Origin of the sequence: Enterobacter sp. EC_50, from assembly GCF_019584525.1 — a bacterium.
In the GTDB taxonomy this organism is placed as follows: Bacteria; Pseudomonadota; Gammaproteobacteria; order Enterobacterales; family Enterobacteriaceae; genus Enterobacter; species Enterobacter roggenkampii.
Genome location: NZ_VDAF01000009.1, coordinates 73701 through 89236, shown reverse-complemented (window position 1 = coordinate 89236; position 15536 = coordinate 73701). Strand labels below are relative to the sequence as shown.

Here is a 15536-nt window from a genome sequence, read left to right as displayed (position 1 = left end):
TTTAATGGGGTTTTAAAACGTTGAGGGAGAGATGGGGATACGGGGGGAAATTTTCAAGCGGAGGCGGCTCGCGCAGCCTCCGTTTGGTCAGAAAATAATCTTGTGACGTCCGGCCAGAGAGTGCGACAGCGTGGTGCCGTCGACCATCTCCAGCTCGCCGCCGACCGGCACGCCGTGGGCGATGCGGCTGGCGTCAACGCCATACTGCGAGCACAGCTCGGCGATGTAGTTGGCGGTTGCCTCCCCTTCCACCGTGGGGTTGGTGGCGAGGATCACCTCTTTGATGGTTTCGGACTCGAGACGCTGTTCAAGGCGGTCAAGACCGATATCGTCCGGGCCGATGCCGTCCAGCGGGGACAGATGCCCCATCAGCACGAAGTAGCGCCCGGAAAACTGCCCGGTTTGTTCGATGGCGTAGATGTCCGCCGGACTCTCCACCACGCAAATCTGGCCGTTTTCCTGACGACGCGGGTTCGTACAGATGTTACACACGTCCTGCTCGGTAAAGGTGCGGCAATCCGCACAGTGACCAATTTCTGACATGGCGCGGGTCAGAGCCTGCGCCAGGCGCATCCCGCCGCTGCGGTCGCGCTGCAATAGCGTAAACGCCATGCGCTGCGCCGACTTCGGGCCAACGCCCGGCAGGCAGCGCAGTGCTTCCATTAACTGCGTGAGCAGCGGACTGGTTTGCATCAGAACGGCATCTTGAAGCCAGGCGGCAGCTGCATGCCGCTGGAAACGGAGGCCATTTTCTCTTTCTGGGTTTCGTCGATACGGCGAGCGGCATCGTTAAACGCGGCTGCAACCAGATCTTCCAGCATCTCTTTGTCGTCTTCGAGCAGGCTCGGGTCGATTTCCACGCGACGGCAGTTGTGCGCACCGTTGATGGTCACCTTGACCAGACCGGCACCGGACTCACCCGTGACTTCCAGCTGAGCGATCTCTTCCTGCATCTTCTGCATTTTTTCCTGCATCTGCTGAGCCTGCTTCATCAGGCCACCCAGACCGCCTTTTCCACCAAACATAGGCTTCTCTCTTCTTTCACGTTTAAGGATTACAACCGTAAGTCAGACTCACGATCAAATGGGGCGAATACTCTCTTCATCCAGATCGGCGTCGAAGAACCGGCGCAGGGTCTGAATGTTGTTATCCGCAATAATCGCCTCGCGCGCCTGCGCGAGCTTCTCTTCATAAATGGCCTGGCGCCACTCGAGCGGCGTTTTCACTGCCGGATTATCATCTTCAATGATAGTCAATTCAACCGGCGCACCCTGTAATGTGGCGAGCGCCTCGGCCAGCGCCTTTTGCGCGCCAGGGGAATTGAGGTGCCGCTGGCCCGGACGCAGGTGCAGACGCACCTGATTGCCGTCCTGCTCTTTCCAGGCGTTCAGCGCGACCTGCTCCACCAGCTTCGGCAGCTGGAGCTTACTGACCTCGGCGGCCCAGGCGTCGCGCGCAATGGACTCTTCGGCAAGCTTCGCGGCCAGCTCCGGCGTTTTTTCATGCTCCAGCGCCTTTTTCAGCGCTTTCGGCGTGGCAACCTCTTCCTTCACCGTTTCGGTGATGGTGGTTGCCTTCCAGCGGTAAGCCTCTTCTTTCACCGGGGCTTTTTGCTCGAGCGCGGACGGTGCCGGACGCGACTGTACGCGCTCCGTTACCGAGGCCAGTCGTTCAAGCGCGGCGTTGTTCACCGGCCGCGCTCTTCCTGGCGCTGCCGGTTCACTCTTTTTTGGTTTGGTTACTCCCTGAGCACGCTGCAGCTGGCTGCGCGCGGCAAGCACCGAACTGGTGGCATCCGACAGCGGTACGTTCTGCTGCGGTGGCGGCGTCGGCTGCGGCGGCACCTGCTGCGGTGACATCACCGCCGTCGGCGCAACCGGGGCGAAAGACTGTCGGGGCACGTCCGGCTCCTGCAGCGGCATGCGCGGGTGGAACGCCAGCGCGCGCAGCAGCGTCATTTCAACGCCCATCCGCGGATCCGGCGCAAACGGTAGCTCTTTGCGACCAATCAACAGCGTCTGGTAATAAAGCTGCACGTCGGCAGGCGGCACGGTGCGGGCAAGCTCACGCATCCGCTGTTCAATGGCGGCCATATCCGCACCAATGGCGGAGGGAGAAAGCTGCAGCATTGCCACCCGGTGCAGCAGGCTGAGCATCTCAACCAGCAGCCCTTCCCACTCAATACCGCGGGCAGCGGCCGCATTCACCTGCGACATCACGCGTTCACCGTTGGCGGCAATCATCGCCTCAATAAGCGATAGCGCCTGATCGTCATCCAGCGTGCCGAGCATGGTGCTGACCGCGTCAGTCGAGAGCTTGCCGTCACCGCTGGCAATCGCCTGGTCGGTGAGGCTTAACGCATCACGCAGGCTGCCGTCTGCGGCGCGGGCCAGCAGCTGCAGGGCGCGCGGTTCGTGGACAATGTTCTCTTCATCGAGAATGTGCTCGAGCTGCGCGCGGATCTGCTCGACGTCCAGCGCCTTCAGGTGGAACTGCAGGCAGCGCGATAAAATCGTGACCGGCAGCTTTTGCGGATCGGTGGTCGCCAGCAGGAACTTCACGTGCGTGGGCGGCTCTTCCAGCGTCTTCAGCAGGGCGTTGAAGCTGTGGCGCGAGAGCATGTGCACTTCATCGATCAGGTAGACCTTGAAGCGGCCGCGCGCCGGGGCGTACTGGACGTTGTCCAGCAGGTCGCGGGTATCTTCCACTTTGGTGCGCGAAGCGGCGTCGATCTCGATCAGATCGACAAAACGCCCCTGCTCGATCTCCCGGCAGTTATCACACACGCCGCACGGCGTGGCGGTGATCCCGGTTTCGCAGTTGAGACCTTTTGCCAGCAAACGGGCAATAGAGGTCTTACCGACGCCGCGGGTGCCGGAAAAAAGATAGGCGTGATGGATGCGACCTAGCGACAAGCCGTTCGCCAGGGCCGTCAGCACATGTTCCTGACCGACAACGTCAGCAAAGGTTTGTGGTCGCCATTTACGGGCTAACACCTGATAACTCATGGGCAGGCTCTGCAACGCTGGAAGGTGAATTTATGGAGGGGAATGCTATCACAACCTCACCCATTGAGCGAGGTTGTGAAAACCGGGATTAGTGACCCGGGAAAGGCACCAGGCTGTAGCTGGTAATGCCCTGTTTTTCCAGGCGCTGTTCACCGCCGAGATCGAACAGGTTGATGATGAAGGCCGCGTCGGTCACTTCCCCACCCAGACGGCGGATCAGCTTCACGGTCGCTTCAATGGTTCCGCCGGTTGCCAGCAGATCGTCGACCACCAGCACTTTGTCGCCAGGCTTGATCGCGTCAACGTGGATCTCCAGCTGATCGGTGCCGTACTCCAGCTCGTAGCTTTCTGCGATGGTTTCACGCGGCAGTTTGCGCGGCTTACGCACCGGCACAAAACCCACGCCCATTGCCAGCGCAACCGGTGCGCCAAACAGGAAGCCACGGGCTTCGGTACCTACTACTTTGGTGATCCCGGCGTTTTTGTAACGCTCGACCAGCAGTTCAATGCTGAGTGCGTACGCTTTCGGGTCTTCCAGCAAGCTGGTGACATCACGGAAAAGAATGCCAGGCTTTGGGTAGTCCTGGATGCTTTTGATGCTGTTTTTCAGATATTCAAGCTGCTGTGCAGTTGCGGTCATCGGTTTGTGCCTAAATGAAACAGTGTTACTCACAGCGCGCAACGAGTCGGCCAAGGCAACAATTGTTTAACCTTTGACCAGGCGCACCTGTGCTCGAAAACGGTCGAATTTACTGGCTGCGCGTGATAATTGCAACAGCCATGATGAGGCTTCAGTGCTTTTGTTGCTTTTCATCAACCACGGGGATCCGCCACATAAAGATAAGCAGGCAGGAGAGAATGATCAGCAGCAGGATCCGCACCCACATCATTTTCACCAGCCATAATGAAATGGCGAAGGTAATGAGGATCACCGCGATCGCGCGCGGCTTCGCACCAGGCGGCATGGCACGGTGTTTTTGCCAGTACCGCAGGTAGCCGCCGAACCACGAGCGGTAGAGCAGCCAGTGGTGAAAACGCGGCGACGAGCGGGCGAAGCACCAGGCCGCCAGCAGGATAAACGGCGTGGTCGGCAGCAGGGGTAATACTACACCCAGCGTGCCCAGCACTACCGCAAGCCAGCCAATGATGATTAAAATAGTACGCTGCATAATGCGAATCGTTATCAAACTGAACGGCTACTTTACCACTGGAGAGCGCCTTGAAAACAGCACTGCTTCTTGAGAGGCTGCAAAATCAGCTGATCGCTCTGCGGGCGCAGGCCACGCCGCTGATGGGGCACGCCACGCTGAAGCCGCGCTTTGACCGGCAGCTTTTTCGTACCCGCAGCACCGTCATTCAGGATTACCTGGCTGAAGCGCAGACGAACCTCGACGAGCTTCGCCATGCGGTTGAGAATGAACAACAGGAACAGGTGGCGTGGCTTGCAGAGCATCTCACCGAGCAGATCACCGCACTGCATCGCGAAATCGCCGCCTGGCCGCTGCGCGCCTGGGACAGCGCCTCGCCGGGGCTCGGCAAATGGCAGCGCAAGCGGCTCGAGAACCAGGAGTTTGAGCGCCGGCTGTTTGAGATGAAGCGTGAACGCGAGGTGCGTCTGAACAACAGCGAAACGCTGGAAGAGCAGCAGCTATTGATGCGCGAGATTAGCGCGCTGGAAGGACGCATCGTCCGCTGCCGTCAGGCGCTGGATGACATTGAACGCGTCATAGAACGTTTGACCCGTTAACAGGAGCCACACCCATGTCACTGGAAAATGCACCCGATGAGGTCAAGCTGGCCGTCGATTTGATTATGCTGCTGGAGAATCATGAGATCCCCGCCGAGACGGTGCTTAAGGCGCTGGAGATTGTGCGGCGGGATTTTGAGGGGAAACTTCCCCCTCACTCTAACCCTCTCCCACGGGGAGAGGGAAAATAGATTAAGCCGGAGTCGGGTCGTCGCCCTTAATGTCGCGCTTCACTTCCGTATGCTCATCACCTTTCTCGTTACGCAGGTGAACCTCAAGCTGGTTGAAGGCGATATTAATATCGTTTTCACGGCACAGACGATCGATAGAGCGGTTAAGCTCATCCACCGTGTAGCTGCGGTCACGCAGTTCACGCACGTATAAACGCAGCTCGTGATCAAGCGTACTCGGCCCAAAGGTGGTAAAGAACACCGCCGGAGCCGGATCGTGCATCACTTTCGGATGCTCAGACGCCGCCTTCAGCAGCACCTCTTTCACCTTATCCAGATCCGATCCATAGGCCACGCCCAGGCGGATCACCACGCGCGTCACCGTATCGGAAAGCGACCAGTTGATCAGACGCTCGGTCACGAACGCTTTGTTCGGGATGATCACCTCTTTGCGATCGAAGTCGGTGATGGTGGTGGCACGAATGCGGATCTTGCTGACCGTTCCCGAGAACGTGCCGATGGTGACGGTATCGCCGATACGTACCGGACGTTCGAACAGGATGATCAGGCCGGACACAAAGTTACCGAAGATCTCCTGCAGGCCAAAACCAAGACCGACCGAGAGGGCCGCCGCCAGCCACTGCAGTTTATCCCACGAGACGCCAAGCGAGCCAAAGACCGTCATCGCTCCGACAATGATGATGACGTAGTTGAGGATCGTGGTAATGGCGTAGGACGCCCCCTGGCGAAGATTCAAACGTGACAGGAGCAGCACCTCGAGCAGGCCTGGCAGGTTGCGGATCAGCGCCCAGGCCACCACCGACGACACCAGCGCAAACAGCAGGCTGCCCATGGTCACGCTTTTCATGACCGCCGCGCCGGCTTCGGTTCCGTTGTATTGCCAGAGGGTAATACTGTCGAGATAGGCGAAAACGGTAATAAGATCGGACCAGATCGCCCAGAACATCACCGCAAACAGGGCGATCATCACCAGCATGGTGATGCGCAGCGTCTGCTGGTTAACCTGCTCCAGCGCGATGGTCGGCTCTTCCTGCGGCTCAGCGCCTTCGGCCCCCTCTTTCACCTGATGCTGACGACGCGCGATGGCGCGGCGATAGGCAATGCGGCGCGCCGCCACGCTCAGGCCACGCAGTACGGTCTGATAGAGCAGGTTCCAGACGATCACCAGATAGACCGTTTCAATCCAGCGCCCGGACAGGCGCAGCGTGGTATAGAAGTAGCCCGTTGCCGTCAGCACCATCAGCGCCAGCGGAATGATCGCCAGCACCGTCACGGTGGCCAGACGAATATTGTGGGACTCTTTATCACGCCAGCTGTCGCGACACATCGGCCACATCAGGATCGCAATCAGCAGCAGGTTCAGCAGGATGACCAGCTGGCCCAGCACGTCATCCATCAGATGCAGCGGGGAAAGCTCAGAGACAACCGACCAGAAGTGCAGCGGCAGCAGCGCCAGGCTGATGCGCACGATCTGACGACGCCAGTGGCTGGTCAGCTGCGCTGGCATGTTGAAATGACGCACCGCCACGCCGTCTTTTTCCAGTACCTTCCAGCACAGGCCAAACACCAGCCAGAACAGCGCCAGTTTTTTACTGAACGCCCACAGCAGATCGCTGACGTTGAGCTGCATAGTGAGCAGAATCAGACCCACGGCCAGAATGATCAGGCACACCGGCAGGGCGCGAATAAGGTCAATCAGAATCGCTTTTGGCGTATGGAGCTGGCTATCATTGCGCAGCTGCCCTACTTCGGAGGCCAGCTTCGCCTGGTATTTTTTCAGCCAGCCCAGACGCCAGCGGATAAGACCAGCAATCAGCAGCAGCGGCAAACCGGCCAGGAAAGCAATCATTACCGCAGGCCAGGCTTTCTCCCAGTTTACGGTGATCTTCATGCTCTTAATCTGCGTTTTCAGCGTCTCAGGGAAGGATTTAACCCAGTCCCAGTCCATCGGCTTGTTGCTGTTTACCCAGAAAATCTGCTGGGTCAGGATCTCCTGCAGACTTTTCGAGACGCTCACCAGCTGCTGCTGGTTGATTTGCAGGTTAATGGCCATCATCAGCTGGTTACCCAGCTGTTTATTGAGCTGGTCCAGCAGCTCGCGACGCATATCCACGACCTGGAGCAGCGCGTCGTGCACTTCCGGGTTCACGTCGCTGGAATGCCCCTCTTCAATTTTGGCGACAAAGGTATCGCTCTGGAAAAGGGCATCGCGCTGCTGGTTGACGTCAAACTGCTCCAGACGTAAATCCGCAATGCGGTTGGTCATGTCCTCCAGCTCGTCGGCGGACGGAAGCGTCTGCTGCTGCTGGTAGAGAATACGCGACAGCAGGAGGCTGCCCTTCAGGACCGCGATCTGCTCTTTGATGTTGCGTTCCGCCTGCAGGGCGCGATCCAGCCAGTTCTTCACCTTGATATTTTGCTGAACCAGCGAGTTGCCGTTTTCCGTCGCCAGTATCAGGCGCTGACTGAGCTGATGGTTAGCCTCAAGCTCCTGTTTTACCAGCGGGTTGGCCTGAATACGGGCGGTTTCGTCAGGGGATACGGCCTCCTGGGCGGTTTTTTCCGTCAGGGTCAGGCGTTTGCTGTTAACCGCCTCCTGCAATAGCTGAAGCTGATGCTCCAGACGATTAATGTTCGCGGTGACGTAATCACGCTGTTTCTGCAGAGTGTCCTGCAGCACCGTATTCCCTTCCAGGCTTTTACGCTGCTGTTCGATCTGCGCATTGAGCAACGACTGCTGAACCAGCAGCAGGGTTTGCTGCGTCGGGCGCAGCGTGCCTTCGCCCACCGTCGTGCCGTTCAGGCGGTTGCGGATCTGCTGCAGCTGCTGAGATGCGGTATACATCGCATTTTGCACGCGCTCGGGCTGGGTTTGCAGGGAGACAAGCTGGCTGTTGTAGGTCGCGAGATCGGACTGCGCGGTTTGCAGATCGTCGAGCAACTGGGCAACGCGCGATTCCAGCTGGCGTAAGGAGAGCGTGGCGAGCGTTTTGCGCGTTTCGTTGTCGTTATCAACGTCACTCAGGGCATTCAGCGACTCCGTCGCTTTGCGCATGTTTTCAGGGGCCTGCGCCACCTTCTGACGAAGCTGGGCGGTTTCAGCCTTAACGCGTTCAATTTTATCCAGCGTTTCCAGCGTTTCCGTCAGATCCTGCTGCGTCAGTTTTTCCTGAGGAGAGAGTTCTTTTTGTTTGTTCAGCGTGTCGAGCTGCGACTGAACGTCAGCACGCGTGGGAATATCGTTGCTGTTATCGGCGCGGGCCCAGGTCAGCGGCGCCGTGGCGAAGAAAAACAGCATCGCAAAGAGCAATGCAAAAACAGGATGTTGCGAGCGATTGATGGGCAGCATAGTTGTGAATGATGTCAGAAGATGACCGAAAATAGTCCGGCGTGAAGAATATCACGCTCGTCAGATGCAGAATAGCGCGAACGTAAGCCTCTGAGATAAATCCTGGAAAGGGGTCAGGCCGTTAGCGAAGGCGCGTCGCTGCGCAGCGTCGGGCTAAGCTGTAGCATTTCCAGTAAAATCGCCACGTAGCTGCGAGCTTCCGCTTTAAGATCAAACGATTGCGGTGCAAAAAGCCAGTTTTCCATCAGACCAGAAATGTAGCTGCGCATCAGAATCGCCGCCCGACGGGTCAACAGATTGGCCGGTAGTAGTTTTGCCTCCATACAGAGGTTCAGGTTGTGCTCAATACGGTCATAGCTTTCCAGACTGAGGCTTCGTTGCGCCTGCTGCACGACCGCCATCTCGCCCACGAACTCGCATTTATGAAAAATAATCTCCATCATTAATCTGCGACGTTCTTCAACTACCGTTGCTTCAAGGATATATACTAATATTTCTCTCAATACTGAGAGTGGATCGTCTGGGAATTTTGCCCGATACTCACTCTCGAGATCGCTAATGCTGGACTCTGAAAGCTCCCAGATTTCACTGAACAGATCTGACTTGTTTTTAAAATGCCAGTAAATCGCTCCTCGCGTCACACCGGCGGCCTGAGCAATTTGCGCCAGCGAGGTTGCTGAAACACCTTGCTGCGAGAACAAACGTATCGCCACATCCAGAATATGTTGTCGGGTTTCCAGCGCTTGTTGTTTAGTTTTTCGTGCCATAGGTGAGTGAATTTACAGGAGTCAGATTTACATACATTTGTGAATGTATGTACCATAGCATGACGATAATATAAACGCAGCAATGGGTTTTAGACTCAGGACCCTTGATCAATTTGAAATCGGACACTCGAGGTTTACATATGAACAAAAACAGAGGGTTAACGCCTCTGGCGGTCGTTCTGATGCTTTCAGGCAGCTTAGCGCTAACAGGATGTGACGACAAACCGGCTCAACAAGGAGCTCAGCAGGCGCCAGAAGTAGGCGTTGTGACGCTCAAATCTGAACCTCTACAAATCACCACCGAATTACCCGGCCGTACAAATGCTTACCGCATTGCGGAAGTGCGTCCTCAGGTTAGCGGCATTATCCTGAAACGCAACTTCACCGAAGGCGGTGATGTGCAGGCCGGTGAGTCTCTGTATCAGATTGATCCCGCAACCTATCAGGCGTCTTATGAAAGCGCGAAAGGCGATCTGGCTAAAGCACAGGCCGCGGCTAAAATTGCCCAGCTGACGCTGAACCGCTATCAAAAACTGCTCGGTACCAAGTACATCAGTCAGCAGGATTACGACACCGCCCTGGCGGATGCCCAGCAGGCTAACGCCGCCGTGGTGGCAGCCAAAGCGGCCGTCGAAACCGCGCGCATTAACCTGGCCTATACCAAAGTGACCTCCCCTATCAGCGGTCGTATTGGTAAATCTTCCGTCACGGAAGGGGCTCTGGTGCAGAACGGTCAGACCACTGCGCTGGCGACCGTGCAGCAGCTCGATCCGATCTATGTTGACGTCACGCAGTCCAGCAATGATTTCCTGCGCCTGAAACAGGAGCTGGCTAACGGCACCCTGAAACAGGAAAACGGCAAAGCCAAAGTGGAGCTGATTACCAACGACGGTATCAAGTTCCCGCAGGAAGGGACGCTGGAATTCTCTGACGTGACGGTCGACCAGACCACCGGTTCCATCACCTTACGTGCGATTTTCCCGAACCCTGACAAAAATCTGCTGCCAGGTATGTTCGTTCGCGCACGTCTGGAAGAAGGAACGAATCCAACCGCCCTTCTGGTTCCACAGCAGGGTGTGACCCGTACGCCACGCGGCGATGCGAGCGCACTGGTTGTTGGGGCTGATAACAAAGTCGAAATGCGCAATATCACCGCCACCCAGGCGATTGGGGATAAATGGCTGGTGACGGAAGGTCTGAAAGATGGCGATCGCGTGATTGTTACTGGTTTGCAAAAAGTTCGTCCTGGCGCGCAGGTTAAAGCACAGGAAGTGAAATCTGACGATAAACAACAAGCTTCGGCCGCTGGCCAGTCAGAACAAACCAAGTCTTAACTTAAACAGGAGCCGTTAAGACATGCCTAATTTCTTTATCGATCGCCCCATATTTGCGTGGGTGATCGCCATTATCATCATGCTGGCCGGGGGACTTGCGATCCTGAAGCTGCCTGTCGCGCAATATCCAACGATTGCGCCACCGGCGGTGACGATTTCCGCAACCTACCCAGGGGCTGATGCAAAAACGGTGCAGGACACCGTCACTCAGGTTATCGAACAGAACATGAACGGTATCGATAACCTGATGTACATGTCCTCAAACAGTGACTCTACCGGTACAGTTCAGATCACCCTGACCTTCGAGTCAGGTACGGATGCTGACATTGCGCAGGTTCAGGTGCAGAACAAACTGCAGCTGGCGATGCCGCTGCTGCCGCAGGAAGTACAACAGCAGGGCGTGAGCGTCGAGAAATCGTCCAGTAGCTTCCTGATGGTTGTCGGCGTTATCAACACCAACGGCACCATGACGCAGGAGGATATTTCCGACTACGTAGGCGCCAACATGAAGGACGCCATCAGCCGTACGTCCGGTGTGGGTGACGTGCAGCTGTTCGGTTCTCAGTACGCAATGCGTATCTGGATGGATCCGAACAAGCTGAACAACTTCCAGCTGACGCCGGTTGACGTGATTAACGCGATTAAAGCGCAGAACGCCCAGGTGGCAGCCGGTCAGTTAGGCGGTACGCCGCCGGTGAAGGGCCAGCAGCTTAACGCCTCGATCATCGCGCAAACCCGTCTGACCTCCGCGGATGAGTTCAGCAAAATTCTGCTGAAAGTGAATCAGGACGGATCGCAGGTTCGCCTGCGCGACGTGGCGAAAGTCGAGCTGGGCGGTGAGAACTACGACATCATCGCGAAGTTCAACGGTAAACCGGCTTCCGGTCTGGGTATCAAACTGGCGACAGGCGCGAACGCCCTGGATACCGCCACGGCGATCCGTGCAGAACTGAAGAAAATGGAACCGTACTTCCCGTCAGGCCTGAAGATCGTTTATCCGTACGACACCACGCCATTCGTTAAAATTTCGATTCACGAAGTGGTTAAAACGCTGGCAGAAGCGATCATCCTGGTGTTCCTGGTCATGTATCTGTTCCTGCAAAACTTCCGCGCGACGCTGATCCCAACCATCGCCGTTCCGGTCGTTCTGCTGGGGACCTTTGCCATCCTCGCGGCCTTTGGCTTCTCGATAAACACCCTGACGATGTTCGGGATGGTGCTTGCCATCGGCCTGCTGGTGGATGACGCCATCGTCGTGGTAGAGAACGTCGAGCGCGTGATGGCGGAAGAAGGTCTGCCGCCGAAGGAAGCGACCCGTAAATCAATGGGTCAGATCCAGGGCGCGCTGGTTGGTATCGCGATGGTACTGTCTGCGGTATTTATCCCGATGGCCTTCTTCGGCGGCTCTACCGGTGCGATTTACCGTCAGTTCTCGATCACCATCGTTTCCGCGATGGCGCTGTCGGTACTGGTCGCATTGATCCTGACGCCTGCGCTGTGTGCCACCATGCTGAAGCCGATTCAGAAAGGCGGTCATGGCGAGCATAAAGGGTTCTTCGGCTGGTTTAACCGCATGTTTGATAAGAGCACGCACCACTACACCGACAGCGTGGGCAACATCCTGCGCAGCACCGGTCGTTACCTGCTGCTCTATATCATCATCGTGGCGGGGATGGCGATCCTGTTCGTTCGTCTGCCAAGCTCGTTCCTGCCGGATGAAGACCAGGGCGTGTTCCTGACGATGGCACAGCTTCCTGCGGGTGCGTCGCAAGAGCGTACCCAGAAAGTGCTGGACGAAGTGACGGACTACTACCTCACCAAAGAGAAAGACAACGTTGAATCCGTGTTTGCGGTTAACGGCTTTGGCTTTGCGGGTCGTGGTCAGAACACCGGTATCGCCTTCGTTTCTCTGAAAGACTGGTCTGAACGTCCGGGCAAAGAGAACAAGGTTGAAGCCATTACCGGCCGTGCGATGGGCACCTTCTCGCAGATTAAAGATGCGATGGTGTTCGCCTTCAACCTGCCGGCGATTGTTGAACTGGGTACCGCGACCGGCTTCGACTTCCAGCTAATTGACCAGGGCGGTCTGGGTCACGAAAAACTGACGCAGGCGCGTAACCAGCTGTTTGGCGAAGTGGCTAAGCACCCTGACCTGCTGGTCGGCGTGCGTCCAAATGGCCTGGAAGATACGCCGCAGTACAAAATCGACATCGACCAGGAGAAAGCTCAGGCGCTGGGCGTGTCCATCAGTGACATCAATACCACGCTGGGCGCCGCCTGGGGCGGTAGCTACGTTAACGACTTCATCGACCGCGGTCGCGTGAAGAAAGTGTACGTGATGTCCGAGGCGCAGTACCGTATGTTGCCAAACGATATCAACAGCTGGTTCGTGCGCGGCAGCAATGGTCAGATGGTACCGTTCTCGGCATTCTCAACGTCACGCTGGGAATACGGTTCGCCGCGTCTGGAACGCTATAACGGTCTGCCATCAATGGAGATCCTGGGTCAGGCTGCGCCGGGCCGAAGCACCGGTGAAGCCATGAACCTGATGGAAGAGCTGGCGAGCAAACTGCCTTCGGGTGTTGGCTACGACTGGACCGGGATGTCCTATCAGGAACGTCTGTCCGGTAACCAGGCCCCTGCCCTGTACGCGATTTCACTGATCGTCGTCTTCCTGTGTCTGGCAGCGCTGTACGAGAGCTGGTCAATTCCGTTCTCCGTTATGCTGGTGGTACCACTCGGGGTTATCGGTGCGCTGCTTGCGGCAACGTTCCGCGGACTGACCAACGACGTGTACTTCCAGGTAGGCCTGCTGACAACCATTGGCTTGTCGGCGAAGAACGCGATACTTATCGTTGAATTCGCCAAAGATCTGATGGAGAAAGAAGGCAAAGGTCTTATTGAGGCGACGCTTGAGGCTGTTCGTATGCGTCTGCGCCCAATCCTGATGACGTCACTGGCGTTTATCCTCGGCGTACTGCCGCTGGTTATCAGCTCCGGTGCAGGCTCCGGTGCGCAGAACGCGGTCGGTACGGGCGTTATGGGGGGTATGATCACCGCAACCGTACTCGCTATCTTCTTCGTACCGGTGTTCTTCGTGGTGGTTCGCCGCCGCTTCAGCCGTAAGAATGAAGATGTTGAACACGCGCATTCGGTAGAACCTCACTGATACCGGTTTCACATGATAAAAAGGCCGCATTAGCGGCCTTTTTCATTTTCAGAAAAAATCATAAATTACGCTTATTGTGATTCAATTTATTTTCTGCCATCTTAATTAGACATATCATAATTAACTGATAACTTAATCGGTGAATTCAGGATTTTTTTAATTTCATTTCCCCGCTTAAGCCATTAGGAATATTCCTAATAAGAAGTTCTGACAACGTGAAGTTCGAATCTGAACTTTTCTCGCCATTTTTGCTAAGCCAATGAAACGTAAGGAAGCGATAAAACAGCGCGTTAATTTGGATAAAAAAGGGGTGTCCAGGGTGGAACATTGCGTACATGCTCGCAGTCTACGGTTTTATTTGTAATTTTTCGTAATAGCGCGATGAAATCCAGGAAGGAGTGGCTTATAGTTAGGTTATCAGGAACACAGCACTCATGTAGCTAAGTCAGTTGTATCCATCCCGACAATGATGTTCGGTGAGTAAGAAATCACTCAGAAGGGGATGCGCTATGGACGAGTACTCGCCAAAAAGGCATGATATCGCGCAGTTGAAATTTCTCTGCGAATCCTTGTACCATGACTGCCTTGCCAACCTTGATGAAAGCAACCATGGCTGGGTAAACGACCCAACGTCTGCCATCAATTTACAGTTGAATGAGCTGATAGAGCATATCGCAACCTTCGCACTTAATTATAAAATTAAGTACAATGAAGATAATAAGCTCATTGAGCAAATTGATGAATACCTGGACGACACCTTTATGTTGTTCAGTAGTTACGGCATTAACGCCCAGGATTTGCAAAAATGGCGTAAATCGGGAAACCGGCTATTCCGCTGTTTCGTCAACGTGAGCAGAGCTAACCCGGTTAGCCTTTCCTGTTAAAATTATTACAATTACTAAGGTGAATTTATGTCTGATAAACCACTCACTAAAATCGATTATTTGATGCGCTTACGACGTTGTCAGTCAATTGACACCCTCGAACGCGTGATTGAAAAGAATAAATACGAGCTTTCTGATAATGAACTGGCCGTATTTTATTCAGCCGCTGACCATCGTCTTGCTGAGCTGACCATGAATAAGTTGTATGACAAAATCCCTACTTCTGTATGGAAATTTGTCCGTTAATCTTTGAAGGGTGTCTGTAGAGTTCTACGCCACGTTCTGAGTTTTTTACCTATCCCGTTATGTTCCCTGTGCCCAGGCCAGGTCTCCGTGTAAAACGTGTTCATCAGCAACAATGTTGTGACGACAGTCACATCGGCTTTTCGGGAACGTTCCCCTCTCGACCTGTTCCGATTACCCTGCGGTAATCATTTCCAGAGAGGTTTCCTATGAGCGTAGAAAAACAGAAGATGATTGCCGGTGAACATTATCGCCCCGGCGATGAGACGTTACGGGCCGACCGACTGCGGGCCCGCCATCTGGTTTACCGCTATAACCACACCGCGCCCGATGAAAAAACAGAACGCCAGAACATCCTGGCGGAACTTCTGGGGCAAAGCGAAGGCGCTTATATAGAACCGAGCTTCCGCTGCGACTACGGATACAATATTTATCTGGGCAAAAACTTTTACGCGAACTTCGACTGCGTGATGCTGGATGTCTGCCCTGTTCGCATCGGCGATAACTGCATGCTCGCGCCGGGTGTGCACATTTATACGGCCACCCACCCGCTGGATGCAGAGGAACGGAACAGCGGCGTGGAGTTTGGGAAACCGGTCAACATTGGGAATAATGTCTGGATTGGTGGCCGGGCGGTCATTAACCCTGGCGTCACGATCGGTGATAATGTGGTGGTGGCCTCCGGCGCCGTGGTGACAAAAGACGTCCCGGCTAACGTCGTCGTGGGCGGTAATCCGGCAAAAATCATCAAAACTTTATAAGGGCGCGGGGAGCCAACTGTTATGGTCTTTTAGCGCCTGACTGTTACTTTTTTCAGCCCGATGGCTCCCCTAAAATTGGCAGA

At 55.5% G+C, this 15536-nt stretch carries 14 protein-coding genes and 1 other annotated feature; of the genes, 7 read left to right on the top strand and 7 right to left on the bottom strand.

What is annotated here, in order from left to right; genetic code table 11:
* Positions 1-87 precede the first annotated feature (87 nt).
* The 5 genes from recR to FHC48_RS09525 form a co-directional block, all read right to left on the bottom strand.
* Entirely contained in the window at positions 88-693 is a 606-nt protein-coding gene (gene recR / locus FHC48_RS09545) for a recombination mediator RecR (protein WP_008499298.1), read from the bottom strand.
* Positions 693-1025, bottom strand: coding sequence for a YbaB/EbfC family nucleoid-associated protein (locus FHC48_RS09540; RefSeq protein ID WP_003858972.1), 333 nt, complete (start codon positions 1023-1025; stop codon positions 693-695). The genes recR and FHC48_RS09540 overlap by 1 nt, the downstream gene beginning before the upstream one ends.
* Positions 1026-1079: 54 nt before the next feature.
* Positions 1080-3008 (bottom strand): DNA polymerase III subunit gamma/tau, encoded by a 1929-nt coding sequence (dnaX, locus tag FHC48_RS09535; protein WP_059362730.1) that lies wholly within the window; start codon positions 3006-3008, stop codon positions 1080-1082.
* Positions 1686-1750, bottom strand: a sequence feature (DnaX frameshifting element). Its footprint overlaps the gene before it by 65 nt.
* Before the next feature lie 88 nt (positions 3009-3096).
* Positions 3097-3648 carry an adenine phosphoribosyltransferase gene (gene apt / locus FHC48_RS09530; RefSeq protein WP_000127359.1) on the bottom strand — a complete coding sequence of 184 codons (552 nt, stop codon included), beginning with the start codon at positions 3646-3648 and terminating at the stop codon, positions 3097-3099.
* A 151-nt stretch (positions 3649-3799) separates the two neighbouring features.
* The gene (locus FHC48_RS09525) at positions 3800-4177 is read right to left on the bottom strand and encodes a DUF454 family protein (protein ID WP_059362733.1); all 378 of its coding nucleotides are present in this window, start codon (positions 4175-4177) and stop codon (positions 3800-3802) included.
* Between the two features lie 50 nt (positions 4178-4227).
* On the opposite strand from FHC48_RS09525, the gene priC reads away from it, so the two are divergent.
* Both priC and rsmS read left to right on the top strand, forming a co-directional pair.
* Entirely contained in the window at positions 4228-4755 is a 528-nt protein-coding gene (gene priC, locus FHC48_RS09520; RefSeq protein ID WP_023293139.1) for a primosomal replication protein N'', read from the top strand.
* Positions 4756-4769: 14 nt separating this feature from the next.
* Complete coding sequence (gene rsmS / locus FHC48_RS09515) at positions 4770-4946, top strand: pleiotropic regulatory protein RsmS (protein ID WP_119312007.1); 177 nt, start codon at positions 4770-4772, stop codon at positions 4944-4946.
* 1 nt (position 4947) lies between these two features.
* Here rsmS and mscK read toward each other — a convergent pair whose 3' ends face one another.
* Positions 4948-8295 carry a mechanosensitive channel MscK gene (gene mscK / locus FHC48_RS09510; protein WP_023293140.1) on the bottom strand — a complete coding sequence of 1116 codons (3348 nt, stop codon included), beginning with the start codon at positions 8293-8295 and terminating at the stop codon, positions 4948-4950.
* A gap of 113 nt (positions 8296-8408) precedes the next feature.
* Positions 8409-9062: a multidrug efflux transporter transcriptional repressor AcrR gene (gene acrR / locus FHC48_RS09505; protein WP_008499291.1), complete on the bottom strand. Its 654-nt coding sequence runs from the start codon at positions 9060-9062 to the stop codon at positions 8409-8411.
* A 140-nt stretch (positions 9063-9202) separates the two neighbouring features.
* Between acrR and acrA the strand changes: the two genes are divergently transcribed.
* The 5 genes from acrA to maa all read left to right on the top strand — a co-directional run bounded on the left by acrA (position 9203) and on the right by maa (position 15453).
* Complete coding sequence (acrA, locus tag FHC48_RS09500) at positions 9203-10396, top strand: multidrug efflux RND transporter periplasmic adaptor subunit AcrA (protein WP_021241633.1); 1194 nt, start codon at positions 9203-9205, stop codon at positions 10394-10396.
* Positions 10397-10418: 22 nt separating this feature from the next.
* On the top strand, positions 10419-13565 hold the full coding sequence (acrB, locus tag FHC48_RS09495; protein WP_008499289.1) for a multidrug efflux RND transporter permease subunit AcrB: 3147 nt from the start codon (positions 10419-10421) through the stop codon (positions 13563-13565).
* 509 nt (positions 13566-14074) lie between these two features.
* Positions 14075-14449, top strand: a complete 375-nt coding sequence (gene tomB / locus FHC48_RS09490; protein WP_008499288.1) for an Hha toxicity modulator TomB — start codon at positions 14075-14077, stop codon at positions 14447-14449.
* A gap of 27 nt (positions 14450-14476) precedes the next feature.
* Positions 14477-14695: an HHA domain-containing protein gene (locus FHC48_RS09485; protein ID WP_008499287.1), complete on the top strand. Its 219-nt coding sequence runs from the start codon at positions 14477-14479 to the stop codon at positions 14693-14695.
* Between the two features lie 206 nt (positions 14696-14901).
* A complete protein-coding gene (maa, locus tag FHC48_RS09480) occupies positions 14902-15453 on the top strand; it encodes a maltose O-acetyltransferase (RefSeq protein ID WP_008499286.1) in 552 nt (183 codons plus the stop codon).
* Positions 15454-15536 lie beyond the last annotated feature (83 nt).

What these genes read in the sequence shown, in the direction of transcription:
- tomB (WP_008499288.1), top strand. Translation starts at nt 14,075, where the DNA reads ATGGACGAGTACTCGCCAAAAAGGCATGATATCGCGCAGTTGAAATTT.
- acrR (WP_008499291.1), bottom strand. Translation starts at nt 9,062, where the DNA reads ATGGCACGAAAAACTAAACAACAAGCGCTGGAAACCCGACAACATATT.
- dnaX (WP_059362730.1), bottom strand. Translation starts at nt 3,008, where the DNA reads ATGAGTTATCAGGTGTTAGCCCGTAAATGGCGACCACAAACCTTTGCT.
- acrA (WP_021241633.1), top strand. Translation starts at nt 9,203, where the DNA reads ATGAACAAAAACAGAGGGTTAACGCCTCTGGCGGTCGTTCTGATGCTT.
- apt (WP_000127359.1), bottom strand. Translation starts at nt 3,648, where the DNA reads ATGACCGCAACTGCACAGCAGCTTGAATATCTGAAAAACAGCATCAAA.
- acrB (WP_008499289.1), top strand. Translation starts at nt 10,419, where the DNA reads ATGCCTAATTTCTTTATCGATCGCCCCATATTTGCGTGGGTGATCGCC.
- FHC48_RS09525 (WP_059362733.1), bottom strand. Translation starts at nt 4,177, where the DNA reads ATGCAGCGTACTATTTTAATCATCATTGGCTGGCTTGCGGTAGTGCTG.
- maa (WP_008499286.1), top strand. Translation starts at nt 14,902, where the DNA reads ATGAGCGTAGAAAAACAGAAGATGATTGCCGGTGAACATTATCGCCCC.
- FHC48_RS09485 (WP_008499287.1), top strand. Translation starts at nt 14,477, where the DNA reads ATGTCTGATAAACCACTCACTAAAATCGATTATTTGATGCGCTTACGA.
- recR (WP_008499298.1), bottom strand. Translation starts at nt 693, where the DNA reads ATGCAAACCAGTCCGCTGCTCACGCAGTTAATGGAAGCACTGCGCTGC.
- mscK (WP_023293140.1), bottom strand. Translation starts at nt 8,295, where the DNA reads ATGCTGCCCATCAATCGCTCGCAACATCCTGTTTTTGCATTGCTCTTT.
- rsmS (WP_119312007.1), top strand. Translation starts at nt 4,770, where the DNA reads ATGTCACTGGAAAATGCACCCGATGAGGTCAAGCTGGCCGTCGATTTG.
- FHC48_RS09540 (WP_003858972.1), bottom strand. Translation starts at nt 1,025, where the DNA reads ATGTTTGGTGGAAAAGGCGGTCTGGGTGGCCTGATGAAGCAGGCTCAG.